The sequence below is a fragment of the Brevibacterium sp. NPDC049920 genome, assembly GCF_040656435.1.
Taxonomy (GTDB): domain Bacteria; phylum Actinomycetota; class Actinomycetes; order Actinomycetales; family Brevibacteriaceae; genus Brevibacterium; species Brevibacterium pityocampae.
The window spans coordinates 278,720-303,116 of record NZ_JBFAMF010000002.1 but is presented as its reverse complement, the minus strand read 5'-3'; the positions used below and the strand labels follow the sequence as shown (position 1 = coordinate 303,116).

The window sequence follows — 24,397 nt, the reverse complement described above, 5'->3', positions numbered from 1 at the left end:
CCGCCTGTGCTCGAGCGCGCCGAGACCCGTCGACCTGCCGCTTCTGCTCGCTCACGCCGTCGAGCTGTCGCCTCTGCTCGAGATCCGGGCCGGGAATCGAGCACGAACGGCAGTTCGACGGAGGGATCGAGCATGAATGACAGCTCGACGGGAGCGTGGACCTCGGGTCAGCGGAGGCCGAAGACGCTCGCCGGCCACAGGCGCGCGCGCACCCCGGCCGCCGTCCCGGCCTGCTTCCGCAGACCCTCGCGCAGGGTACCGAGCGTCGAGCGCACTCGGGCGCCGTCGAGCTCGGTGCGCACGGCCCCGGCGTACCGTGACTCGTCGACGGCCCGGCCGATCTCCGCCAGACCGTCGCGTTCGGGACCCGGGACGAGTTCGCCGAGCCGCTCGAGGTGCTCGTGCACCGTGATCGCCGGCGACAGCGGCATCCCGTGGTCACGGGCGAGTGCCCGGACCTCCTCCCACACCCGCTCGGGGTCGAGCGGCTCGCGCAGGCGGCGGCCGGCGGCGAGCAGCCGCAGCAGCGCCGGGAGCGCGAGGAGGACGAGTGCGAGCGCACCGAGGGTCGCGATGAGCGGCCAGGACGGGCCGGAGGATGCGGCGTCGCCGCCGGTCGTGTCCTCGGTGGCCTCGGCCGTCGGCTCACCGGCGTCCTCGGTACCGGAGTCCGGCTCCTCGGTCGTCGGCTCCTCGGTGGGTTCCGGCGAGGCGGTCTCCTCGGTGTCGTCGGAGCCGCCGGCCTCGGTCCACGGCGGGGGAGTGCCGGCCGGTCCGCCCGGGGTGGGTTCGAAGCGCACCCAGCCGGTGCCCTCGAACCACAGCTCGGGCCAGGCGTGGGCCTGGTTGATCCGCACCTCGTAGGCGCCCTCGCCGGCCGGGGTGCCGCCGGTGAATCCGACGCCGATCCGCGCCGGGATGCCGAGCGAGCGGGCCATCGCGGTCATCGCCCCGGAGAACTGGACGCAGTAGCCCTGCTTGTCCTCGAGGAAGTCGGCGAGCACGTCGCCGGAGGCCTCCTCGGGCGCATCGGTGGAGTAGGTGAATGCGTCGGAGCGGAAGTACTCCTGGAGCGCGACGGCCTTCTCCCACTCGTTCTCCGAGCCCGCGGTGACCTGGTCGGCGGTGTCGGCGATGATCTGCGGGGTGTCCTGCGGCAGCGCGAGCAGGTCCTCGAACTCCGTCGCGGACACCGGCTGGGCCTCGCGCAGGGCCTCGGCGGTGGGTTCGACGGAGAGGTAGTCGACGCCGTACTGCGCACCGGCGGTGATCTCGCCGTTGCCGACGATCGTCAAGGTCTGTGCGTCGTAGATCCAGCGCCGGGAGACGCCGTCGACGGACTGCGGAGCGTAGGGCGCCGGCAGGTGCTGCTGGTCGAGGTCGACGATGCTGATGTCGGTGCGTCGCTCGGCGGTGCGGGTGTCGGCGGACACGCCGGGTGCGCTCGGCATCCCGTCGACCGCGACGGCGAAGGGGTCGAGGTCGAACTCGGCGGGCATCCACGTGGTCCCGTCGAAATTGCTCACCGAGGTCAGCCGGATCGGCGGGGCGAGCGGGTCGTCGGTGGTGTACGTGAACGCCATCGAGTCGTCGTCGGTGCTGAGGTCCTGCTTGAGGTCGAGGAACGGGTTGATCACCGTGAGGTCGCCCTGCGCGTCGACCGGCTGATCGGGGCGCACGGCGATGTCGGGCAGGAGCACCGGCAGGCCGACGCCGAGCGCGAGCGCCAGGGCGCCGGCGGTGATCGCGGTCGCCGGGGAGCGCAGGTGCACGGACCCGACATAGCTCGAGAGCATGAGGAGGAGGAAGGCGGCGGCGATGACCGCGAAGTGCCACCACTTCAGCTCCCGCGGAGCGAGCAGCACCGGGATGATGTAGACGAGGAGCAGGAGGATGCCGGCGACCTTGGGCGCCCGGATGTCGGACACGAGGCCGTCGATGAGCATGGTGATGAGTCCGAAGCCGACGGTGAGGATCGTCCGGAAGCCCGGGGTGCTCTGCGTCGGGGCGGTGGTGCTGTAGATGTCGTCGATGCCGGTGGCGAGCTGGGCGAACAGCTGGCCGAACGAGGAGCCGCTCGGCAGCACGCCGGCGGCGAGCGTGTCCGGGACGCACAGGTAGACGGCGGCGAGCGCGGCGACGACGAACTGCGCGATCACCGTCATGCCGGTGGCGCGCAGCGCGGGCACGGCGCGGAACACGGCGCCGGTGAGCAGGACCACCGCGACCATCGCGAGGACCTGGACGAGCCACACGGTGTCGGAGAACACCGCGGTCATGCTCACCGCCGCGAGCGTCATCGCCAGCAGCACGATGAGTGCGGGCAGGAGGATCGGCGGGGTGCGCGGGGCGGTCGGGGCCGCTGCGGGCGCGGCGGTCATCGGCGGCTCCTTCGGGTGCGGCGCGTCCAGGACTCCGGCAGCGCGAGGCGGTGACTGAACAGCTCGGAGTCGAGCCCTGCGGAGACCGCGACCTCGTCTGCGGTGAGCCGGCGGACGGAGGTCTTGCGCGGCAGGTGGGCGGCGATCTCGTCGGCGCGGGCGGGGGAGGGGGCGCAGACGATCGCGGCGACGACTGCGCCGAGCCGGCCGAGCTCGCCCGGCAGCGCCCGGCCGCCGGCCGAGTAGCGGGCGGTGACGAGCCGCAGCCGGTCCTCGCCCCGACGCCCGGAGAGCACCTCGCGGCGGCCCTCGGCGTAGAGCAGGACGTCGTACCCGGCGCGCAGGTAGGCGGTCGTCAGGGAGGCGGCCCCGGAGATCAGCACCTCGGTCGGGTGGTCGCCGGCGGCGAGGTCCGCGGTGTCGAGGACGACCGCGGCGAAGGGGGTCTCCTCCTCGGCCTCCTGCCGGACCATGAGCTCGCCCACCCGGGCCGTCGAGGCCCAGTGGATGTGGCGGAGGTCGTCGCCGGGCACGTACTCGCGGGTGTGGAAGTCGCGGCTCGTGTCACCGCGCACCACCTGCGGGCTGTCGCTCATCGGCCGTGCGATCCCGGCCGAGACCGGCAGCCCGACCCGCTGGATCGGGGTCGACACGGCCACCGGGTACTCCCGGTGCACCGTCTTCGTCACGCTGCACAGGCCGAACGGCCCGTCGATGACGGACTTCACCGCCTGCAGCCCGGACATCCCGCGGCGGGCCGGGGCGAAATCGGCGTCGATGGTGATCGTGCCGCCGGGCCCCATGCCCGGGATCCGCAGGCCGCGCGTCTCGCCGAACCCCTCCTGGGGCACGAACTCGACCTCGAAGGCCCCGAGCGACAGCGGGGTCCGGTTGGTCAGGGTCGCACGCAGATCGAGCGGCGCGCCGACCTCGGCCACGGGCACGCCGTCGACCCGGCGCGTGCGCGCGTCGAGCGATGCGGCGAGCCGGGCGCCGGAGAAGAAGGCGAGGACCACGCTGAGCAGCACGAGCCCGAGCAGCAGGATCCCCGCCGGCAGCAGACCGGGCAGGGAGAACCGGTAGGCCGCCACGCACAGCGTGATGCCGGCCAGGGTGAAGACGATCCCCGCAGTGGTCAGGCGCATCAGTGCACGGGGGTGCGCGACACGACCTGGGACACGATCTCCGCCGACGCCTGCGGGTCGTCGTCGTCCTTGGCGATCACACGGTGGGCGAGCACGTCGACGGCGAGCGACTGGACGTCGTCCGGGGTGACAAAGGAGCGGCCGCTGAGCACCGCGAGGGCCTTCGCCGCGCGGAGCAGCTGCACGCCGCCGCGGGGCGAGGCGCCGAGCGCCACCCCGGGATCCCGGCGGGTGGCCTCGAGGAGCGACACGATGTACGTCCGCAGCTCCGGCGTGGCGGTGATCCGGCGCACGGTGTCGCGCGCCTGCATGATCGACTCGAGGCTCGTCACCGCCGCGAGACCGGCGAGCGGGTCGTGGTCGACATGGTGGTCGAGCATGTCGATCTCCGCCTGGGCGCTCGGATAGCCGATCGAGATCCGGGCCATGAAGCGGTCGCGCTGCGCCTCGGGCAGGCTGTACGTGCCCTCCATGTCGATGGGGTTCTGGGTGGCGACGACCATGAACGGGTCGGGCATCCGGTAAGTCGTGCCGTCGATGCTCGCCTGCGACTCGGCCATGCACTCGAGCATCGCCGACTGCGTCTTGGGCGAGGCCCGGTTGATCTCGTCGGCGATGACGATGTTCGCGAACACCGGGCCGGGCCGGAACTCGAAGTGCCGGGACTCCTGGTTGAACAGGTTGACGCCGAGCACGTCGGAGGGCAGCAGGTCGGGAGTGAACTGGACACGCCGCACCGAGCCGTCGACGACCCGGCCGAGCGACTTCGCCAGCAGCGTCTTGCCCACGCCGGGGACGTCCTCGAGCAGCAGGTGCCCGCCGGCCAGCAGCGTGATGAGGGCGAGCCGGACGGCGTGGTCCTTGCCCTCGAGCACGGAGTTCATCGCCTGCCGGGCCTGCCCGGCGATCTGCTGGACCTGCGACAGGGCGGGATCGGTCGACTGGGAGCCGACCCCGGTGCCCGCCATGAGGCGGGAGTCCCCGCCCGCGGCGGCCGGCTGCTGGGCGGCGACCTGGGGGTAGCCGCCCGTGCGGGCGGCGCGGCGCGAGGTGGGCTGGTCGGATTCGCTCGGATAGCTCATTCGTCCATTGTCGCGCACCCGGCCGCCGCGCTCCACCTCGGGCCGGATCCACTTCCCTCCCCACCGCTCCCGAGGTGCCCGCAGGGTGGTGATCGACACCCTTCCCGGGGCCCTCGCCCCACCCACCTCCACACCCCCCCCCGAGGCGCCCGCCCCACCCCGCTCCACCGCCCTCCCCACTTCCCTCCACGGAATCCCCCCCACTTCACTCCCCGGCCACCCACCGCCCCGGGAATCGGGGCGGGAATCCGGGCTCGCGGGGCCCTCGAGCCCTGCCGGACTGGGCCGCCGCGCCTCGCTCCCGCAGTGTCCAACCACGTTTCCCCCACTTTCCTCCACGCGGTTGACCTGGAGAAACAGGACTTGATAAGCGCATGCAGGGAAAATTCAGGCGAATCGTGGGGGAAAGTGGAGTACAGTGGGCAGCATCGGAGCCGACGGGTTTCGAAAGGGGTGAGACGGCATGTTCTTGGGCACGCATCTGCAGCGGCTCGATGACAAGGGCCGACTCATCCTGCCCGCGAAGTTTCGAGAGGAGCTCGCGAACGGACTGGTGCTGACCCGGGGTCAGGAGCACTGCCTCACCCTGTTCTCCGCCCGGGAGTTCGAGTCCGTCCACGAGCAGATGCGAGCGGCGCCCATGACCAGCAAGGACGCCCGCGACTATCTGCGCATGTTCCTCTCCGGGGCCTCGGCCGAGCAGCCGGACAAGCAGGGGCGGATCACCATTCCGCAGATCCTGCGCCAGTACGCCTCGCTCGACCGCGACCTCGCGGTCATCGGCATGGGCAACCGTGTCGAGATCTGGGACGCCCCCACCTGGGAGCGCTACCTGGCCGAAACGGAGCAGGGATTCGCCGAGCGCACCGACGAGGTGATTCCCGGAGTGATCTGAGCACTCGGTTGAGATCCTCGTCCGCCGCAGGTTTCGGGACACTTCCCCGGTTCCGAAGCCACGGGTCCTGTCACACTTCCCCGGTGCCAGGGCGACGGGCGGGCGAGGTTCTGGATCGAGTGAGAGATCGCAGCAGTGTCCGTGCCGACGCCGAGAGGAGGCGACCGTGATCGAGAACCGTCACACCCCCGTGCTCCTCCAGCGCTGCGTCGAGCTCCTCGGGATCGGCATCGACGCCGCCCGGGACGCCGGCCGCACCCCCGTCGTCGTCGACGCCACGCTCGGGATGGGCGGCCACAGCGAGGGCGTGCTCGCAGCCTTCGACGACGTCGTGCTCCTCGGCGTCGACCGCGACCCCGAGGCGATCGCGATCGCGAGCGCCCGGCTGGCCCCGTTCGGGGACCGCTTCGTCCCCGTCCACGGCACCGACGACATCATCCCCGCAGCCCTGGCCTCCCACGGTCTCGATGCGATCTCCGCGGCCCTGTTCGACCTCGGCGTCTCCTCCCTCCAGCTCGACGAGGACGAGCGCGGCTTCTCCTACTCCCGCCCGGCCCCGCTCGACATGCGGATGGATCCGGACGACGGGCTCACCGCAGCCGACGTCCTCAACACGTACTCCGAGGCCGACCTCGCCCGGATCATCGCCGAGTACGGCGAGGAGCGCTACGCCCGCAGGATCGCCCGGGTGATCGTCGCCGACCGGGAGCACACGCCCTGGGCCACCTCGGAGCAGCTCGCCGGGATGCTCCAGCGGGTGATCCCCGAGCCCAAGGGCGCGCGGAAGCGCTCGCACCCGGCCAAGCGGACCTTCCAGGCGCTGCGCATCGAGGTCAACCGCGAGCTCGCGATCCTCGAGACCGCGCTGCCGGCGGTCCTCGATTCCCTCCACGTCGGGGGAGTGGCCGTGGTCGAGTCCTACCAGTCCCTCGAGGACATCATCGTCAAGCGGATCTTCAGGGCCGGGACGACCTCGGCGGCGCCCCCGGAGCTGCCCGTCGTGCCCGACCACCTGCAGCCCTGGCTGCGGGAGATCACTCGCGGCGCGGAGAAGGCCGACGCCGCGGAGATCGAATCCAACCCGCGTGCGGCGAGCGTGCGCCTGCGGGCCGTGAGCAAGACGAGGGAGCCGGCATCATGAGTCCACTCGCCCAGGCCGTCCACACCGCCCCCGCCCGCAGGCGCGCGGCGACCCCGCTGCGCGACGAGGAGATCTCGCGGCTGCGGCTCGTCGTGCCGCAGGTCGCCCGGCGCCGGATGCCGTTCTCCGTGATCTGCGTCGGCATCATCGTGCTCGGCATCCTCGGCGTGCTCCTCCTCAACATCACGATCTCGCACAGCACCTACCGGGTCGAGCAGCTCACCGCCGAGCAGGCCCGCCTCCACGAGGAGCGCGACCGGCTGACCGAGGACATCTCCTACCGGGAGAGCCCGCAGAACATCGCGGCGGCCGCCGAGGAACTCGGGATGACCCGCGACCTCACCCCGGAGTACATCCGGCTCTCCGACGGCGAGGTGCTCTCCCCGGGCAGTGTGCCGGGGAACACCCTGCGAAATCCCTCAACCGTGCCGGGCCCGCGTGCCGATGCCCGCGGAGACGTCCGTCCGAACCTACGATCGGATGAGACGCTGCCCGCGGTCGGAGGAGGATCGTCCGAGATCTCCGCCCCGAGCCAGCGCAGCCCCCGATGAAGCCCGAGTGACCCGAGAAGTGCGATGAGGAAAGCGAGGAAGGTGGATGCCGACGGTGACCCCGCCCCGCAGCCGCTCCTCGCAGTCCTCCTCCGGCCGGCCCGCTGGGCGGAAGGGCGCCGGTAGATCGGGCGCCGCCCGCCGGCCCGGCCTGTTCCGCCGCCGCGGGTCGAAGCCGCAGGGCCCCCCGGATCCGCGCCGGCGCATGGCCTGGCTCGTCGTCGCCTCACTCGCCGCCCTCCTCCTGCTCGCCGGCCGGCTCGTCGCGATCCAGGGCATGGACACGATGCGGCTCGCGCAGGAGGCGCTCGATTCGCGCCTCGTGTCCAAGCCGCTGCCGGCCGCCCGCGGGGTCATCACCGCTGCCGACGGCACTGTGCTCGCGGACAACGCGATGCGCTACCGCGTCGTCGTCGACCAGCAGAACATCGCCCGCTACGAGAATGCCGAGGGCGAGCTCGTGGGCGCGTGGGGGGCGGCACAGGCGATGGCCGGTCCGCTCGACACCGACCCCGGCCTGCTGCTGCCCGAGCTCGCCGGGGACAAGCTGTGGAACCCCGTCGCCGAGGGGCTGACGAGCGAGGTGTGGAACGAGATCGACGCGCTCGACATCCCCGGGGTGAGCATGGAGGAGTACTCCATCCGCACGTACCCGGCCGGCGCGGTCGGCGGCAACCTCATGGGCTTCACGGGTTCCGACGGCCAGGCGCTCGCCGGCCTCGAGCTCGAGTACGACGAGTCCCTCCAGGGCCGCGACGGCGAGCAGCAGTACGAGCGCGGCCTGGCCGGGGACATGATCCCGCTCGGCGACTCCAACCTCGTGCCCGCCCGCAACGGCACCGGGCTCCAGCTCACCATCGACCCGACCATCCAGTACTACGCGCAGCAGGCGATCGCCGACCAGGCCGCGGAGCACGACGCCGAATGGGCCTCCGTCGTCATCGAGGAGGTCGGCACCGGCCGGATCCTCGCCGCGGCCGAGGCGCCCAGCGTCGACCCCAACGACCCCGGAGCCGTCGACGCCGAGGACCGCGGGTCCCGGATCTTCACCGGGATGTTCGAACCCGGGTCGACGGCGAAGATGATCACCGCCGCCGCGCTCATCGAGGAGGGGCTCGTCACCCCGACCACCGAGTTCACCGTCCCCGATCGCTGGACGGCGCCCAACGACGAGGAGTTCCGCGACTCGAGCGAGCACCCCGATCAGCAGCTGACCTTCGCCGGGATCCTCATGAACTCCTCGAACACCGGCACCATCCTCGCCGGCGACAAGCTCTCCCTCGAGCAGCGCTACGACTACATGCACGACTTCGGCTTCGGCGAGGCCTCGGGCATCGAGTTCCCCGGCGCGACCGGCGGCATCCTCCACCCCTACGAGGAATGGGACGGGCGCACGAAGTACACCGTGATGTTCGGCCAGGGCATGTCCGGCACCGCCCTGCAGACGACCTCGGCGTTCGCGACGATCGCCAACGGGGGAGTGCGGATGCCCCTGCAGCTCGTGTCCGGCATGGTCGACGACTCCGGCACGGTCACCCCGGTCCCGCAGGGCGCCGGCACGCGGGTGGTGTCCGAGGACACCTCCGCGCAGGTGCTCAGCATGCTCGAGGCGACCGTCGTCGACGGCACCGGTGACAACGCCGCGGTGCCCGGCTACCGGGTGGGCGGCAAGACCGGCACCTCGCAGGCGCCCGCGGACTCCGGCGGCGGCTACGACGGCTACACCGCCTCGTTCGTCGGCGTCGCCCCGATCGAGGACCCGCGCATCGCCGTCTCGGTGACCTTGCAGCGGCCGCGCAAGGGCTACTACGGTGGATCGGCTGCGGCACCCGTGTTCTCCGACGTCGCCGGATTCACCCTGCGCCACCTGCGGGTCCCGCCCTCGACCACCGACCCCGAACTCCCCCCGGAGGAATGGAACTGATGCAGATCGCCGACCTCGGCCTGTCCCCGGACGTGCGCGTCCTCGGCGACCCGCAGCGCTCCGTCACCGGGGCCTCGCTCGACTCCCGCGCCGTCGCCCCCGGCGACCTCTACGCCGCGCTGCCGGGAGCGAACGTCCACGGCGCCCGCTTCGTCCCGGAGGTGCTCGCCCGCGGCGTGCGCGCGGTGCTCACCGATCCGGACGGCCTCGAGCTCGTCCGCACCGCGCTGGCCGAGGCGGGGGATGCCGACCTGCTCGAGGAGGCCACGGTGCTCGTCGTCGAGCGGCCGCGCGCCCACCTCGGCGCGCTCGCCGCCCGCCTCCACGGTACGGACCCGGCCCACCCGCAGCTGCTCGGCATCACCGGCACGAACGGCAAGACGACGACGACGTACATGCTCGACGGGCTGCTCACCGCGCTCGGCCGCACCACCGGCGTCATCGGCACCGTCGCCACACTCATCGCCGGGCAGCGCCAGTCCGCCGTGCGCACCACCCCGGAGGCCCCCGACCTCCACGCCCTGTTCGCCCGCATGCGCGCAGCCGGCGTCGACACCTGCGCGATGGAGGTGTCGTCCCACGCGCTGAGCCAGCACCGGGTCGACGGCGCGCGCTTCCGGGTCGTCGGATTCACCAACCTGTCCCAGGACCACCTCGACTTCCACGGGTCGATGGAGGAGTACTTCCGGGCCAAGGCGCAGCTCTTCACCCCCGGCTTCGCCGACACCGGGGTCGTCGTCCTCGCCGACGACTGGGCGCGCCGGCTCGCGGCGGAGTCCCCGATCCCGGTCGCGACGATCAGCCGCGACCCGTCCGACGCCCCCGACTACCTCGTCGCCGAGGAGTCCGCGGGCGCCTTCACGCTGCGCGGGGACGGGGTCGAGCTGCGCACCCGCTCCCCGCTGCCCGGCGCCTTCAACGTCCTCAACACCGCGCTCGCCCTCGCGATGCTGCTCGCCGCCGGGGTGGACGCGGCCGAGCTCGCCGGCCCCGCCCTCGAGTTCGCCGCGCCCGTGCCCGGCCGGATGGAGGTCGTGCACCCCGCGGACCCGCGCGTCATCGTCGACTACTCCCACACCCCCGACGCGATCGCCCAAGTGCTCGCCGGGCTCGACGACGGCCCCGGCCGGCTCGCGATCGTGCTCGGCGCCGGCGGGGACCGCGACCGCGGCAAGCGCGCGGCGATGGGCCGGGCCGCCGCGCAGGAGGCCGATGTCGTCATCGTCACCGACGACAACCCGCGCAGCGAGGACCCCGCGGCGATCCGCGCCGCCGTGCTCGCAGGCGTCGCGGAGGCCCGGTCCGCCGGCACCGCGCGGGTCGCTGAGGATGCGGTCGCGGAGATCGGACCGCGCGCGGACGCGATCGCCGCGGGCATCGACGCCGCCGGACCCGGCGGCACCCTGCTCATCGCGGGCAAGGGGCACGAGACGGGACAGGAGATCGCCGGGGTCGTCCACGACTTCGACGATCGTGAGCAGACACGCGCCGCACTCGCATCACGGGGCGGCGACATCGGAACCGGTAGAGTTCGGAAGTGATATGAAGCGATTCTCAGTCCATGAGGTGGCCACAGCCCTCAAAGGCGAACTCTACGGAATCTCCCCCGAGCAGGAGCTCAGCGGAGGAGTCGTCACCGACTCCCGCGAGGTCTCCCCGGGGGACATCTACGTGGCCCGGCGCGGGGAGACCGCCGACGGCCTCGACTACGCACCGGCCGCCCTCGAGGCGGGCGCCGCGCTCATCATCGCCGAGGCGGTGCCGACCGTCGACGGCGAGCACCTGCCGACGCTCCATGTCGCCGACGCCACCGCCGCGCTCGGCCGGCTCGCCCAGCTCAACGTCGAGGCGCTGCGCGCCGCGGGCGAGCTCACCGTCATCGCGATCACCGGCTCGGCCGGGAAGACGACGGTCAAGGACCTCACCGCCGACCTGCTCGCCGGGCACGCCGAGACCGTGTGGCCGCCGAACTCGTACAACAACGAGGTCGGGGTGCCCCTCACCGCGATCCGCGCCGACGAGTCGACCCGCTTCCTCGTCCTCGAGATGGGAGCCCGGTCGATCGGCAACCTCGAGTACCTCACCTCGCTCGTGCGCCCCGACATCGCCGTCGAGCTCAACGTCGGCACCGCCCACGGCGGCGTGTTCGGGTCGATCGAGAACACGGCCCGGGCCAAGTCCGAGCTCGTCGAATCGCTGATCTCCGGCGGCCGGGCCGTGCTCAACGCCGACGACCGGCGGGTCGCGGCGATGACCGAGGTGCTCGACCCCGGCGTCGGCGTGCTGTGGTTCAGCGCCGCCGGCAACGCCGAGCGCACCCCGGCGGTGCGCGCCACCGACATCGAGACGCACGCCTCCGGCCGCACCTCCTTCACCCTCCACCTGCCCGAGGAGGAGCCCGCGGCCGTCGAGCTCGCGCTGCTCGGCGAGCACCACGTCAACAACGCCCTCGCCGCGGCCGCCGTCGCCCACCTGTGCGGCATCCCCGCCCGCTCGATCGTCACCACCCTGGGCACCTCGGGCGCGGCGAGCCGCTGGCGGATGGAGCTCATCGACTCCCCGAGCGGCGTCACCGTGCTCAACGACGCCTACAACGCCAACCCCGACTCCATGCGGGCGAGCCTCAAGACGCTCGCCGCGATGGGCCGCGGCGACGACACCACCGGTCCGCGCCGCACCTTCGCCGTGCTCGGCGAGATGCTCGAGCTCGGGGAGGACTCCGTGGCCGAGCACGACGCCATCGGCCGGCTCGTCGTGCGCCTGAACATCCACCGCACGATCGCCGTGGGCGAGGGCGCCAAGCCGATCTACCAGGCCGCGAACCTCGAGGGCTCATGGGGCAACGAGGCGGTGTGGGTGTCGAGCCTCGCGGAGGCCCGTGAGCTCCTCAACGTCGAGCTCCAGCCCGGCGACATCGTCCTGTTCAAGTCCTCGCGCGACGCCGGGCTGCGCTATCTGGGCGACGAGATCGCCGGAGTGTCGGGCCAGCAATGATCGCCGTCATCCTCGCCGCGTGCCTGAGCCTGCTCATCACGCTCATCGGCACCCCGCTGTTCATCCGGGTCCTCGTCAAGCGCGGCTACGGCCAGTTCATCCGCGACGACGGACCGGAGACCCACGCGACCAAGCGCGGCACCCCGACGATGGGCGGCGTCGTCATCATCGGCGCCGCGCTCGTCTCCTACTTCCTCTCCCACCTGCTCACCGGTTCGATGCCGACGCCCTCGGGCGTGCTCGTCCTGTGGCTCGCCGCCGGGCTCGGCGCGGTCGGGTTCCTTGACGACTACATCAAGGTCTCCAAGCAGCGCTCGCTCGGTCTCAAGCCGGTCGGCAAGCTCGTGGGCCAGGGGTTCGTCGGCATCAGCTTCGCCGTCCTCGCCCTCCAGTTCCCCAACGAGTACGGGCAGACCCCGGCGTCGACGGCGATCTCCTTCGTCCGCGACACCGGCCTCGACCTCGCCTTCGCCGGCAGCATCGTCGGCCTCATCCTCTTCATCCTGTGGGCGAACCTCATCGTCACCGCGGTGTCGAACGCCGTCAACCTCACCGACGGCCTCGACGGGCTCGCCGCCGGGGCCGCCGGCGTCGTGTTCACCGGGTTCGTCATGATCACCACCTGGCAGTCGACCCAGAACTGCCACCTCATGAGCGAGATCCGCGACGGCTGCTACTACATGCGCGACCCGCGCGACCTCACCATCGTGGGCGCGGCGATGGCCGCGGCGTGCATCGGATTCCTGTGGTGGAACGCCTCCCCGGCGAAGATCTTCATGGGCGACACCGGCTCGCTCGCGATCGGCGGCGCGATCGCCGGGCTCGCGATCATGTCGCGCACCGAGCTCCTCCTCATCATCATGGGAGGCCTGTTCGTCCTCATCACGCTCAGCGTCATCATCCAGGTCGCATCCTTCAAGCTCACCGGCAAGCGGGTGTTCCGGATGGCCCCGCTCCAGCACCACTTCGAGCTCATCGGCTGGGCCGAGGTGACGATCGTCGTGCGCTTCTGGATCATCGCGCTGCTCTTCGTCGTGGCCGCGATCGGCCTGTTCTACGCGGAATGGGTGTCCCACCTTGCATGAGGCCCCCGCCCCGGCAGAGCTGCCGCCGATCGTCCCGCCCGGGGCGGTCGCCCTCGACTACCCGGACGCCGCGGCGATCCCCGCCGCCCTCCACGGGCCGGAGTCCTCGCTCGCCGGCCTCACCGTCGTCGTCACCGGGCTCGGCGTGTCCGGGTACCCGGCGGCCGTCCACCTCGCCGAGCGCGGGGCCGAGGTCATCGTCGTCGATGCCGACACCGTGCGCGACCGCAGCGAGCAGGAGGCGATCCTCGCGGTGTTCGACGTCGACATCCGACGCGGCCCCGAGCACGTCGAGGACCTGCCGCGCCCCCGCAGCGGCCGGACCCCCGACCTCGTCGTCACCTCGCCCGGCTGGCGGCCCGACCAGCCGCTGCTCCGCGCCGCCCGGACCGCCGGCATCCCCGTCATCGGCGAGGTCGAGCTCGCCTGGCGGGTGCGCGGTGCGAACGCCGCGCCCTGGCTCGTCGTCACCGGCACGAACGGCAAGACCACGACGACGACGATGCTCGAGGCGATGCTCCGGGCGGCCGGGATGAACGTGCGCGCCTGCGGCAACATCGGCGCCCCGCTGCTCGAAGCCGTGCTCGACCCGGAGGCGGAGGTCCTCGCGATCGAGCTGTCGAGCTTCCAGCTCCACTGGCAGTTCTCGATGTGCGCCGACGCCGCCGCGGTGCTCAACATCGCCGCCGACCACCTCGACTGGCACGGCAGCGCCGAGGCGTACGCCGCGGACAAGGGGCGCGCCTACACCAACGTCCGCACCGCCTGCGTGTACAACATCGAGGATCCCGCCACCCGCACCCTCGTCGAGGACGCCGAGGTCATCGCCGGGGCCCGCGCGATCGGCTTCACCCCCGGCATCCCCGCACCTGGCGAGCTCGGGGTGGTGGAGGACGCGCTCGTCGACCGCGCCTTCATCCCGCAGCGGTACTCCGCGGCCGCGGAGCTCGCCTCCCTCGCCGACGTCGCCCGCGCCTCGGGCCAGCCCGACCGCCCCGCCCCGCCCCACCAGATCGCGAACGCGCTCGCCGCCGCAGCGCTCGCGCGCGCCATCGGGGTGCCGCCGGCCGCGGTGCGCGACGGTCTGCGCGCCCACGCCGCCGGCGGTCACCGCCTCGCCCTCGTCGCCGAGTCCGGGGACGTGCGCTGGATCGACGACTCGAAGGCCACGAACCCGCATGCCGCCGATGCCGCGCTGCACGCCTTCGACCCGATCGTGTGGATCGCCGGGGGGCTGGCGAAGGGAGCGGACTACGACGCGCTCGTCGCCGCCCACGCCCACCGCCTGCGCGCCGTCGTCCTCATCGGCGCCGACCGCACGCCGCTGCGCACCACGCTCGCCGCCCGCGCCCCCGAGGTCCCCGTGCTCGAGGTCGACCTCCCCGCCGATCCCGCCGACACCGACCCCGCCGAGCGCGGCACCGCCGTGGCCGAGCGCGCCGTCGCCCTCGCCGCCTCCGCCGCGCAGGCCGGCGACACCGTGCTCCTCGCCCCGGCGGCGGCGAGCATGGACCAGTTCCTCGACTACGCCACCCGCGGCGAGCTGTTCGCGCGCGCGGTGCGCCGCGCCGCGGGGGCCTGATGAGCAGCCCCGGCAGGACCGCCCCGCGGACCGGGTCCGCGCAGGCCCGGAGCACCCGGCCGCAGGACTTCCTGCGCGGGGACACCGGGGTGCTCGCCGTGCTCCGGCGGATCCACGACCTCCCCGTGACGAGCTACTACCTCGTGCTCGCCGCGACCCTCGCGCTCACCGGGATCGGCCTGGTCATGGTGCTCTCGGCCTCCTCGATCACCTCGTACGCGGCCGGCGAGGGGTCCTCGTTCTCCGTCGTCGGCCGCCAGGCGGCTTTCGCCGTCGTCGGCCTGCTCTGCATGCTCGGCCTGTCCTTCGTGCCGCTGCGCGGCTGGCGGATGATCGCCCCGCTCGCGATCATCGTCGGCATCGCGCTCCAGGTGCTGCCGTTCATCCCCGGGCTCGGACGGACCGTCAACGGCTCGACGAGCTGGGTGTCGATCGGCGGCATCCAGGGCCAGCCCGCCGAGTTCGTCAAGGCCGCACTCGCACTGTGGCTCGGCGTGTTCCTCGCGAACAAGGCCCACCGGCTGCGCTCGCTCAAGGAGATGCTGCCCGCGGTGCTCGTCCTCATGACCGTCCTCGGCTTCATCCTCTACGGCCGCGACCTCGGCACCGGCCTCATCATCATGGGCCTCGCGCTCGGCGCGCTGTTCGTCGGGGGAGTGCCGTGGAGGCACTTCCTCGGTGCGCTCGCCATGATCGGTGCCGTCGTCGCCCTCATGGTCGTGACGAGTGCGAACCGGATGGCCCGCGTGCGCGCGATGCTCACCGGATCCGACTCCGCGGAGATGGATCCGCTGGGCCAGCACTGGCAGTCGAACCACGGCCTCTACGCGCTCGCCTCCGGCGGCTGGTTCGGGGTCGGACTCGGCGCCAGCCGCGAGAAGTGGTCCTGGCTGCCCGAGGCGCACAACGACTTCATCTTCGCGATCATCGGCGAGGAGCTCGGACTGCTCGGCTCCGTCGTCGTGCTCCTCCTCTTCGCCGCGCTCGGCTACGGCCTCGTGCGCATCATCATGCGCTCGCGCGACCGCTTCGTGCAGACCTCCACCGCCGCCGTATTCATGTGGATCGTCGGCCAGGCGGTCGTCAACATCGGCGTCGTCGCCGGCGTGCTGCCGGTCATCGGCGTCCCCCTGCCGCTCGTGTCCTACGGCGGCTCCGCACTGCTCGCCACCCTCATCGCGATCGGCATGGTGCTGTCCTTCGCCCGTGCCGAGGAGGGCGCCCGCGAGGCGATGCGCGCCCAGTCGAACCGCGTCCGCAGCTCCCTGGCCGTCCTCGCCCGCCGACCTGCCCGACAGAAGTGAGAACCCCATGCCCCTGACAGTCCTGTTCGCCGGCGGCGGCACCACCGGCCACATCTCGCCCATGCTCGCGATCGCCGACGACCTCGCCTTCCAGGTCCCCGACGCGCAGATCCTCATGCTCGGCACCGCCGAGGGACTCGAGACCCGGCTCGTGCCCGAGGCCGGCCACGAGCTCCTCACCATCGACAAGGTGCCCGCGCCGCGCCGGATCGACGCCGGCCTCGTCCGCTTCCCCGGCCGCCTCCTCGGCACCGTGTCCGCCGTCACCCGGATCATCCGCGAGCGCGGCGTCGACGTTGTCTGCGGCGTGGGCGGCTACGTGTCGACCCCGGCGTACCTCGCCGCGCGGCGCACCGGCACCCCGATCGTCGTCCACGAGGCCAATGCCCGCCCGGGGCTCGCCAACCGGCTCGGCGCCCGGCTCACCCCCCGGCGGCGCGTCGGCTACACCTTCGCGAGCACCCCGCTCACCGGCGAGCACGTCGGCATGCCGATGCGCTCGGCGATCGAGGCCGTCGACCGCACCGACCCGGCCGCCCGCGCCCGCGCCGCCGTCGCCCTGGGGCTCGACCCGCAGCGGCGCACCCTCGTCGTCACCGGGGGCTCGCTCGGCGCGCAGGCGATGAACGAGGCCTTCCGCGCCGCGATGCCCGAGCTCATGGCCGCCGGCCTCCAGATCCTCCACATCACCGGTGCCGGGAAGGGCGCCGATCTCGCCGCCGCCGCGGAGCGCTACCACGGCTACCACGTCGTCGACTACGTCGACGGGATGGAGAACGTCTACGCCGCCGCCGACCTCCTCATCTGCCGGGCCGGCGCGGGCACCGTCGCCGAGGCGACGACCGCGCAGGTGCCCGCGATCTACGTGCCCCTGCCGATCGGCAACGGCGAGCAGCGCCTCAACGCCGCCGACGCCGCGGCCGCCGGTGCCGCCGAGATCATCGAGAACGCCGACTTCACCGCCGAGAGCATCCGCACCCGGATCATCCCGCTGCTTACCGACGACGCTCGCCTGGAGGCGATGGAGCAGGCCGCCCGGAGCATGGTGTTCCCGCAGACCGCCGCCCGCACCATGGTCGCGATGATCCTCGACGCCGCCGGACTCGACCACCCGCACCGGCCCTACCCGCCCGAGCGGCGCACCCGCGACGAGCGGGCCCGCGGCGGCTCCGACTCCCCGACCACCGAACCACCCGACAGCGAGGGACACCCATGACCGAGGCCATTGTGCCGGCCGCCGAGCTCGGCCGCGTGCACTTCATCGGAATCGGCGGAGCCGGGATGTCCGGCATCGCCCGCATCATGCTCATGCGCGGGATGACCGTGACCGGCTCCGACGCCAAGGACTCGAGCGTCGTCACCACGCTGCGCGCCCAGGGGGCGGAGGTGGAGATCGGTCAGCGCGCGGAGAACGTCACCGGCGCGGACACCGTCGTCGTGTCCTCCGCGATCCGCGAGACCAATCCGGAGCTCGCCGCGGCGCGCGCCGCCGGCCTGCGGATCATCCACCGCTCGCAGGCGCTCGCCTCCCTCATGACCGATCGGCGGACCGTCGCGATCGCCGGCACCCACGGCAAGACGACGACGACCTCGATGACGACCGTCGTCCTCCAGGCCTGCGGGGCGGACCCCTCGTTCGTCATCGGCGGGGTGCTCACCGCGACCGGCACGAACGCCCACGACGGCACGGGCGACGTGTTCGTCGCCGAGGCCGACGAGTCCGACGGCTCCTTCCTCCTCTACGAGCCCGCCGTCGGGGTCATCACCAATGTCGAGGCCGACCACCTCGACCACTACGGCACCTGGGAGGCCGTCCGGCAGGCGTTCGTCGACTTCTGCTCCCGGGTCGCCGAGCGCGGCGGCACCGTCATCGTGTGCGCCGACGACCCCGGCTCCCGCGAGATCGGCGAGCACGCCCGCGCCGAGGGCGCCCGGGTGCTCCTCTACGGGCAGGCCGAGGACGCCGACGCCCGGATCGTCGGGATCCGCCCCGGACGCACCGGCGCGGAGTTCTCGCTCGTGCTCGACGGCACGGAGCACGGCCCGATCCGGCTCCGGCAGCCCGGCGAGTACAACGCGGCGAACGCCGCCGCCGCCCTCTGCGTGGCCGCGGAGCTCGGCTTCCCGCTGTCCGACGCGATCCTCGGCGTCGAATCCTTCGGCGGCACGCGCCGCCGGTTCGAGCTGCGCGGCACCGGGAGCGGGGTGCGGGTGTACGACGACTACGCCCACCACCCGACCGAGGTCGCAGCGGTGCTCACCGCCGCCCGCGAGGTCGTCGACCCCGGCGGGCGCGTCCACGTGATCTTCCAGCCGCACCTGTTCTCCCGCACCCAGAACTTCAAGGCGGAGTTCGGCCGTGCGCTCGGGATCGCCGACGACGTCGTCGTGCTCGACGTGTTCCCCGCCCGCGAGGACCCGATCCCCGGGGTCACCGGGGCGCTCATCGCGGCAGAGGTGCCCCACGAGGACGTCGTGTTCCTCGCCTCCTTCGCCGACGCCGTGCCCTACGTGCGCGAGCGCGTGCGGCCCGGAGACGTCGTCATCACCGCCGGCGCCGGCGACGTGACGCTCCTCGGCCCCGAGCTCGTGGCGGCCCTCGAAGCGTGAGCACCGCGAGCCTCGCCGACCGGCTCGCCGCCCGTCGGCGCGCCCGGATCGGGACCTGGGCGATCGTCGCCGGAGCGGCCCTCGCCGTGATCGGTCTCGCCGCCGTCGCCTGGTTCTCACCCGTGCTCGCGCTCGAGCGCGTCGAGGTCACCGGGACCGAGCTCACCGACCCGGACGCCGTCGCGGAGTACGTCACGGACGCGCACGCCGGCACCCCGCTGCCGCAGATCCGGCGTGGCCGGCTCGAGGAGGCGATCGTCGCGGAGTTCCCCAAGGCGGACACCGTGACGGTGAGCTGGGCCGGGCCGCGGGCGCTCGCCGTCGAGGTCAGCGACCGGCAGCCGGTGCTCTCCGTGCCCGCCGGGGATGCCTTCGAGCGCTATGACATCACCGGGCGCATCATCGACAGGGTGCCGGAGGCGCCCGACGGCCTGCCCGTGCTCGGGCTCGCCGAGGGCGCGGACGCACCCGCCGCGGTCGGGGCCGCCGTCGCCTTCATCGACGCGGTGCCCGCCGCGCAGCGGGAGCACATCACCTCGATGCGCGCCGGCTCCGACCAGGACCTGCGGATGCTGTACGACCACGAGGGCACCGAGGTCACCGTGCACTTCGGCTCCCCGGAGGACACCGCCCGGAAGTTCGAGGTCGCGCTCGCCCTCATGCGCACCGGGGCAACGGAGATCGACGTGTCCGTGCCGGAGGTGCCCGTCACCCGCTGAGCCGCCCGCCGGCGGGCGGGCGGACATTTCTCGATCCCCGGCGGACACACCGGGGGCAGTGGTTGCACCCGGGCTGCGATCCCCATAGCGTCGGGTCGAAGGCAAAATCGCCGGAGCGCCCGCTCGCGGGCCAGATGCGTCGAAAGAGGAACCGACTTGGCTGAATTCCCACAATCCGGAGCGGACATCAAAGTCGCCGGCACCGGCGGCGGCGGAGTCAACGCTGTCCAGCGGATGATCGACGTCGGTCTGCGCGGTGTCGAATTCATCGCGATCAACACCGACGCCCAGGCGCTCCTCCTGTCGGAGGCCGACCTCAAGCTCGAGATCGGCCGTGATCTCACCCGCGGCCTCGGCGCCGGCGCGGACCCGGAGATCGGCCGGAAGGCCGCGGAGGACTCCGAGGAGGCCATCGAGGAGGCGCTCGAGGGCGCCGACATGGTCTTCGTCACCGCCGGCGAGGGCGGCGGCACCGGCACCGGCGCGGCTCCCGTCGTGGCGCGCATCGCCCGCTCGCTCGGCGCTCTCACCATCGGCGTCGTCACCCGACCATTCACCTTCGAGGGGCGTCGCCGCTCGGCCCAGGCCGAAGCCGGCATCGCCGCGCTCCGCGAAGAGGTCGACACCCTCATCGTCATCCCGAACGACCGGCTGCTGTCGATCTCGGACCGCAACGTCTCCGTGCTCGAAGCGTTCCAGTCCGCCGACGAGGTGCTGCGCTCCGGCGTGCAGGGCATCACCGACCTGATCTCCACCCCCGGCATGATCAACCTCGACTTCGCCGACGTGAAGTCGGTCATGCAGAACGCCGGCACCGCCCTCATGGGAATCGGCTCCGCGGTCGGCGAGGACCGTGCGGTCCAGGCCGCCGAGGCCGCGATCGCCTCGCCGCTGCTCGAAGCGAGCATCGAGGGTGCGCACGGGGTGCTGCTGAGCATCCAGGGCGGCTCCGACCTCGGCCTGTTCGAGATCAACGAGGCCGCGCGCCTCGTCCAGGAGGCCGCGCACCCGGAGGCGAACATCATCTTCGGCACCGTGATCGACGACAACCTCGGCGACGAGTGCCGGATCACCGTGATCGCCGCGGGCTTCGACTCGCAGGTCGGGGACGCCCCCGAGCCGGCCGGTCGTCCCGCCGTCGTCGAGCCCGAGCCCGAGGCCCCCGCCGCGGAATCCGCGCCCGCCGCCGAGCGCGGCCAGGACCTCCCGCAGCAGGACCGCTTCCAGCAGGACCGGCCCGCCGCAGTCCAGCAGGACTCCGAGGTCCCGTCCTCGCTCCCGGAGGAGCAGCGCCCGTCCCGGTTCGACAACTCGGATCTGGACATCCCGGACTTCCTCAAGTGACCGGGATCGTCTGAGGCCGTCCCGTGCTGCAGAGCCGCTTCGTCCTGGCGGGTGATCGCTTCACCGCGCACGCCGCCTTCACCGACAGGCGGGGCGGCTACAGCGCCGCTCCCTTCGACTCCTTCAACCTCGCCCGCCCCGTGGGCGATACCGAGGAGCACGTCGCGGCGAACCGGAGCATGCTCGCCACCGTCCTCCAGCTCCAGGCCGACCGCCTGAGCTTCGTCTCCCAGGTCCACGGCACCGCGGTGCACCGCCTGGACCTCCCGGACCCGAGCGCCTCCGTGCCGACCGCACCCGTCATCGCCGACGCGCAGATCACGACCAGCGCCGACCTCGGGCTCGTCGTCCAGGTCGCCGACTGCACGCCCGTCCTCCTCGCCGACGTCGATGCCGGGGTCATCGCCGCCGTGCACGCCGGCCGCAAGGGCATGGCCGACGGGGTCGTGCCCGCGACCCTCGAGGCGATGGGGGCCGCCGGCGCCGAACGCATCACCGCCGTCATCGGCCCCTCGATCTGCCCGCGCTGCTACGAGGTGCCCGCGGAGCTGCGTGCCGAGGTCGCGGCCGCCGAACCCGTGACCGCCTCGGTGTCGGCCCACGGAACCCCGGCTCTCGACGTCGCCGCCGGCGTGGCGGAGCAGCTGCGCCGGGCAGGTGCCGCGATCCACCAGTGGGTGCCCATCTGCACCGCGGAGGACCCTGCGCTCTACTCCTACCGGCGCGAGGGCGTGACCGGCCGGTTCGCCGGCGTGGTCTGGCTCCAGGCGCACTGACCCCGGTTCGGCGGTGCACCGGGCGCACTCCCACCCTCGACACACCCGCGCACCCTCCCGCGATCCGGTCGCCGACTGCGCTAGTTTCGGATCGAGGGAGACTCAGCGCAGACGCACCTGCGACACGAACCGCGAACCACGAGGAGACGACATGTCCGCTCTCAAGAAGATCGGCACCTACCTGGGCTTCGTCGAGGACGATATCGACGAGCCGCACACCCGCCACCAGTGCAGCACCGTCGAGACCGACGACCACGCCGACGAGTACGGCGTCGAGGACTACGACGTCGTCGAGTACGAGGAGCCCGCCGCAGTGACCCCCATCCGCGCTTCCGTGCGCCCTGTCGAATCAGCGCCGGCCTCGGCCATGCAGCGCATCCAGACGATCCACCCCCGCAGCTACAACGACGCCAAGGCGATCGGCACCGCGTTCCGCGACGGCATCCCGGTGATCATGAATCTGTCCGCGATGGACGAGGCCAACTCGAAGCGCCTCGTCGACTTCTCCGCCGGCCTGATCTTCGGGCTGCGCGGCTCCATCGAGAAAGTCACGAACAGCGTCTTCCTCCTCACCCCGGAGAACATCGAGGTGTCGACGGAGAACGAGGGCGCCGGCGACATGCAGGCGAGCTTCTTCAACCAGAGCTGAACCCGCACGCCACCCGAGGGCTCGCTGGGAGAAGCGGGTCGCGGTTCCGGTTTCCTCCGACGGCGGTCTACCCTGGTGGGGTAGACCGCCGTCGTCCATCCCATACGAAAGAGGTTCGACTCGCCCGTGGGCATCATCTTCCATCTCCTGGCGACGCTCCTGAGCCTGTACGTGTACGTGCTGCTCGCCCGGGTCGTCATCGACCTCATCCAGGTGTTCTCGCGCGATTGGCGCCCCACCGGTTTCGTGCTCGTGCTGTGCGAGGTCGTCTACACGCTCACCGATCCGCCGGTCAAGCTCATGCGCCGGATCATCCCGCCCGTGCGGCTCGGACAGATCTCGCTCGACCTCGGCTTCATCGTCGTGTTCATCCTCGTCCAGGTGCTCGCCGGCGCGCTTCGGGTGGCCGGCAACTCCTTCCTCTGAGCCGGATGCAGGGCGTCCCCGCTCGGCGGTGCGTCGTAACCGTTCCGTGACCGAAGCACGGGTCTTCGCCCACGGCGTTCCGATGCGGAAAGCCGCTGAACACGACAACACTGCGGGGGATGGGATACAGTTTCCCTGTTGCCTGTTGTATAACAGACTTGTAAAGAACATCATTGTCGACCGAAGGTGGCCTCATGGCGCTTACGCCTGAAGACGTAGTAAACAAGCGGTTCCAGCACGTGAAGTTCCGCGACGGGTACGACCAGGACGAGGTCGACGACTTCCTCGACGAGGTCGTCGTCGAGTTCCGCCGTCTCTACCAGGAGAACGACGAGCTCCGTCAGAAGCTGTCGGCCGCCGAGCAGCGCGTCAACGAACTGTCGCAGGGCGGATCCGCGCCGGCCTCGAACTCGAAGCCGGAGTCGGCCGTCGACCCGCAGGCCACCCAGGCGATGCCCGCAGCCGTGCCCGGCAACGAGCCCAAGGCCGGGGAGCGCCCCGAGCCCAAGTCGCAGACGCAGGCCTCGCCGCTCGTCGCGCCGCAGGGACCGGCGCCGCAGGCGTCCGCCCCGGCCCAGCAGCAGCCAGCACCCGTCGAGGAGCCCAAGCCCGCCGCTCCCGCACCGGAGCCGGATTCGTCCGCAGGTGCTGCTCGGCCCGCCGCAGCCGCTACGGGCGCCGCCGCCGGTGCAGCTGCCACGTCCGGTGGATCCGAGCAGGACGCCCACGGCCTCATCGCGCTGGCGCAGCGCCTCCACGACGAGCACCTCGCCGAGGGCGAGCGCACCCGTGACCGCCTCATCGCCGACGCGGAGAAGAAGGCTCAGGAGATCGTCGGAGACGCGGAGAAGAAGCGCGACGACACCCTGCGTCACCTCGAGACCGAGAAGGCCAACCTCGAGCGCGAGATCGAAGGCCTGCAGAACTTCGAGCGTCAGTACCGCACCCGTCTCAAGAGCTACCTCAGCGATCAGCTGCGCGAGCTCGAGAACTCCGGGTCCCTGGCTCCGGAGACGCTGGGCGGCAACAAGCTCGGGAACTCCCCGCAGCACTCGATCTGAGCCGCACCCCGGTTCGGTCAGCAGCGACGCGACGGCGTCGGCGAGCACGGCTCGCCGGCGCCGTCCGCTGTTCCCCGGTGCGATCCGGCACTGTTCCCAAGCCGGGCGCGGGAGCCTAGGGTGGGACCATGGTCGACTTCCACGATTTCAGCGCCGCGGTCCTCGCCCGGTCCCGGGACCACGATTCCCGGGTCGAAGCGCATGAGAGCCGCTACCGCAACCTCGAGCCGGCCTCGGCCCGCCTGCTCGCCGACCTGGTCTGCGGCCTGCGTGCGGAGAACGTGCTCGAGGTCGGCACCTCGAACGGGTACTCGACGATGTGGATCGCCCAGGCGCTGCCGCCCGGCGGGCGGATCCTCACCATCGACAACCACCCCGGGCGGGCCGCAGAGGCCGCCGGGCACTTCGCCGAGGTCGGCCTCGAGGCGCAGATCGAGCAGCGGGTCGGCGACGCGGGGGAGGAGCTCGCCGCGATCCACGGCTCCTTCGACCTGATCTTCCTCGATTCGGATCGCACCGCCTACCTCGACTACCTGCCGCAGATCCTGCGGCTGCTCGACGGGCTGCTCGTCGTCGACAACGTCATCTCCCACGAGCACGAGACCGCCGACTTCGCAGCCGCCCTGCGCGAGACGCCCGGGTTCGCTGTGCTCACGCTCGCCGTCGGCAAGGGTCTGCTCCTCGCCCAGCGCTCCGCCGAGTACTAGCCAGGGCGGTTCGGCCGCTAG

At 72.2% G+C, this 24,397-nt stretch carries 21 protein-coding genes; 18 read left to right on the top strand and 3 right to left on the bottom strand.

Annotated elements, in window-relative coordinates:
* Positions 1-167: 167 nt before the first annotated feature.
* From AB0I45_RS03175 to AB0I45_RS03165, 3 genes are read right to left on the bottom strand one after another with little or no spacing between them, the layout of a single operon-like run.
* Positions 168-2,381 (bottom strand): DUF3488 and transglutaminase-like domain-containing protein, encoded by a 2,214-nt coding sequence (locus AB0I45_RS03175; protein WP_345031214.1) that lies wholly within the window; start codon positions 2,379-2,381, stop codon positions 168-170.
* On the bottom strand, positions 2,378-3,526 hold the full coding sequence (locus AB0I45_RS03170) for a DUF58 domain-containing protein (RefSeq protein ID WP_345031216.1): 1,149 nt from the start codon (positions 3,524-3,526) through the stop codon (positions 2,378-2,380). The genes AB0I45_RS03175 and AB0I45_RS03170 overlap by 4 nt, the downstream gene beginning before the upstream one ends.
* Complete coding sequence (locus AB0I45_RS03165) at positions 3,526-4,494, bottom strand: MoxR family ATPase (RefSeq protein WP_137320503.1); 969 nt, start codon at positions 4,492-4,494, stop codon at positions 3,526-3,528. The genes AB0I45_RS03170 and AB0I45_RS03165 overlap by 1 nt, the downstream gene beginning before the upstream one ends.
* A 577-nt stretch (positions 4,495-5,071) precedes the next feature.
* Between AB0I45_RS03165 and mraZ the strand changes: the two genes are divergently transcribed.
* The 18 genes from mraZ to AB0I45_RS03075 all read left to right on the top strand — a co-directional run bounded on the left by mraZ (position 5,072) and on the right by AB0I45_RS03075 (position 24,376).
* A complete protein-coding gene (gene mraZ, locus AB0I45_RS03160) occupies positions 5,072-5,503 on the top strand; it encodes a division/cell wall cluster transcriptional repressor MraZ (protein WP_137319962.1) in 432 nt (143 codons plus the stop codon).
* Positions 5,504-5,672: 169 nt separating this feature from the next.
* Positions 5,673-6,644, top strand: a complete 972-nt coding sequence (gene rsmH, locus AB0I45_RS03155; protein ID WP_345031316.1) for a 16S rRNA (cytosine(1402)-N(4))-methyltransferase RsmH — start codon at positions 5,673-5,675, stop codon at positions 6,642-6,644.
* Positions 6,641-7,195: a hypothetical protein gene (locus AB0I45_RS03150; RefSeq protein WP_137319960.1), complete on the top strand. Its 555-nt coding sequence runs from the start codon at positions 6,641-6,643 to the stop codon at positions 7,193-7,195. The genes rsmH and AB0I45_RS03150 overlap by 4 nt, the downstream gene beginning before the upstream one ends.
* Positions 7,196-7,241: 46 nt before the next feature.
* Positions 7,242-9,119, top strand: a complete 1,878-nt coding sequence (locus tag AB0I45_RS03145) for a penicillin-binding protein 2 (RefSeq protein ID WP_345031220.1) — start codon at positions 7,242-7,244, stop codon at positions 9,117-9,119.
* On the top strand, positions 9,119-10,660 hold the full coding sequence (locus tag AB0I45_RS03140) for a UDP-N-acetylmuramoyl-L-alanyl-D-glutamate--2,6-diaminopimelate ligase (protein WP_345031223.1): 1,542 nt from the start codon (positions 9,119-9,121) through the stop codon (positions 10,658-10,660). Before AB0I45_RS03145 ends, AB0I45_RS03140 begins: the two co-directional genes overlap by 1 nt.
* Position 10,661: 1 nt before the next feature.
* Positions 10,662-12,113 carry a UDP-N-acetylmuramoyl-tripeptide--D-alanyl-D-alanine ligase gene (gene murF, locus AB0I45_RS03135; protein WP_360316659.1) on the top strand — a complete coding sequence of 484 codons (1,452 nt, stop codon included), beginning with the start codon at positions 10,662-10,664 and terminating at the stop codon, positions 12,111-12,113.
* On the top strand, positions 12,110-13,198 hold the full coding sequence (gene mraY, locus AB0I45_RS03130) for a phospho-N-acetylmuramoyl-pentapeptide-transferase (protein ID WP_295690768.1): 1,089 nt from the start codon (positions 12,110-12,112) through the stop codon (positions 13,196-13,198). The genes murF and mraY overlap by 4 nt, the downstream gene beginning before the upstream one ends.
* Positions 13,191-14,780 carry a UDP-N-acetylmuramoyl-L-alanine--D-glutamate ligase gene (murD, locus tag AB0I45_RS03125; RefSeq protein ID WP_345031229.1) on the top strand — a complete coding sequence of 530 codons (1,590 nt, stop codon included), beginning with the start codon at positions 13,191-13,193 and terminating at the stop codon, positions 14,778-14,780. Before mraY ends, murD begins: the two co-directional genes overlap by 8 nt.
* Positions 14,780-16,084 carry a putative lipid II flippase FtsW gene (gene ftsW / locus AB0I45_RS03120; protein WP_295687465.1) on the top strand — a complete coding sequence of 435 codons (1,305 nt, stop codon included), beginning with the start codon at positions 14,780-14,782 and terminating at the stop codon, positions 16,082-16,084. The genes murD and ftsW overlap by 1 nt, the downstream gene beginning before the upstream one ends.
* Before the next feature lie 7 nt (positions 16,085-16,091).
* The gene (locus tag AB0I45_RS03115; RefSeq protein WP_175406974.1) at positions 16,092-17,300 is read left to right on the top strand and encodes a UDP-N-acetylglucosamine--N-acetylmuramyl-(pentapeptide) pyrophosphoryl-undecaprenol N-acetylglucosamine transferase; all 1,209 of its coding nucleotides are present in this window, start codon (positions 16,092-16,094) and stop codon (positions 17,298-17,300) included.
* Positions 17,297-18,694 (top strand): UDP-N-acetylmuramate--L-alanine ligase, encoded by a 1,398-nt coding sequence (gene murC / locus AB0I45_RS03110; protein WP_137319955.1) that lies wholly within the window; start codon positions 17,297-17,299, stop codon positions 18,692-18,694. The genes AB0I45_RS03115 and murC overlap by 4 nt, the downstream gene beginning before the upstream one ends.
* The gene (locus tag AB0I45_RS03105; protein WP_295687458.1) at positions 18,691-19,413 is read left to right on the top strand and encodes a cell division protein FtsQ; all 723 of its coding nucleotides are present in this window, start codon (positions 18,691-18,693) and stop codon (positions 19,411-19,413) included. Before murC ends, AB0I45_RS03105 begins: the two co-directional genes overlap by 4 nt.
* Before the next feature lie 156 nt (positions 19,414-19,569).
* Positions 19,570-20,757, top strand: a complete 1,188-nt coding sequence (gene ftsZ / locus AB0I45_RS03100; protein WP_137319953.1) for a cell division protein FtsZ — start codon at positions 19,570-19,572, stop codon at positions 20,755-20,757.
* A gap of 23 nt (positions 20,758-20,780) precedes the next feature.
* Complete coding sequence (gene pgeF / locus AB0I45_RS03095) at positions 20,781-21,533, top strand: peptidoglycan editing factor PgeF (RefSeq protein ID WP_345031238.1); 753 nt, start codon at positions 20,781-20,783, stop codon at positions 21,531-21,533.
* A 151-nt stretch (positions 21,534-21,684) separates the two neighbouring features.
* Positions 21,685-22,182, top strand: a complete 498-nt coding sequence (sepF, locus tag AB0I45_RS03090) for a cell division protein SepF (protein ID WP_360316650.1) — start codon at positions 21,685-21,687, stop codon at positions 22,180-22,182.
* A 126-nt stretch (positions 22,183-22,308) separates the two neighbouring features.
* Positions 22,309-22,608, top strand: a complete 300-nt coding sequence (locus AB0I45_RS03085) for a YggT family protein (protein WP_137319950.1) — start codon at positions 22,309-22,311, stop codon at positions 22,606-22,608.
* Between the two features lie 194 nt (positions 22,609-22,802).
* Complete coding sequence (locus AB0I45_RS03080) at positions 22,803-23,669, top strand: DivIVA domain-containing protein (protein ID WP_360316647.1); 867 nt, start codon at positions 22,803-22,805, stop codon at positions 23,667-23,669.
* A 128-nt stretch (positions 23,670-23,797) separates the two neighbouring features.
* The gene (locus tag AB0I45_RS03075; protein ID WP_295687444.1) at positions 23,798-24,376 is read left to right on the top strand and encodes a class I SAM-dependent methyltransferase; all 579 of its coding nucleotides are present in this window, start codon (positions 23,798-23,800) and stop codon (positions 24,374-24,376) included.
* Positions 24,377-24,397 lie beyond the last annotated feature (21 nt).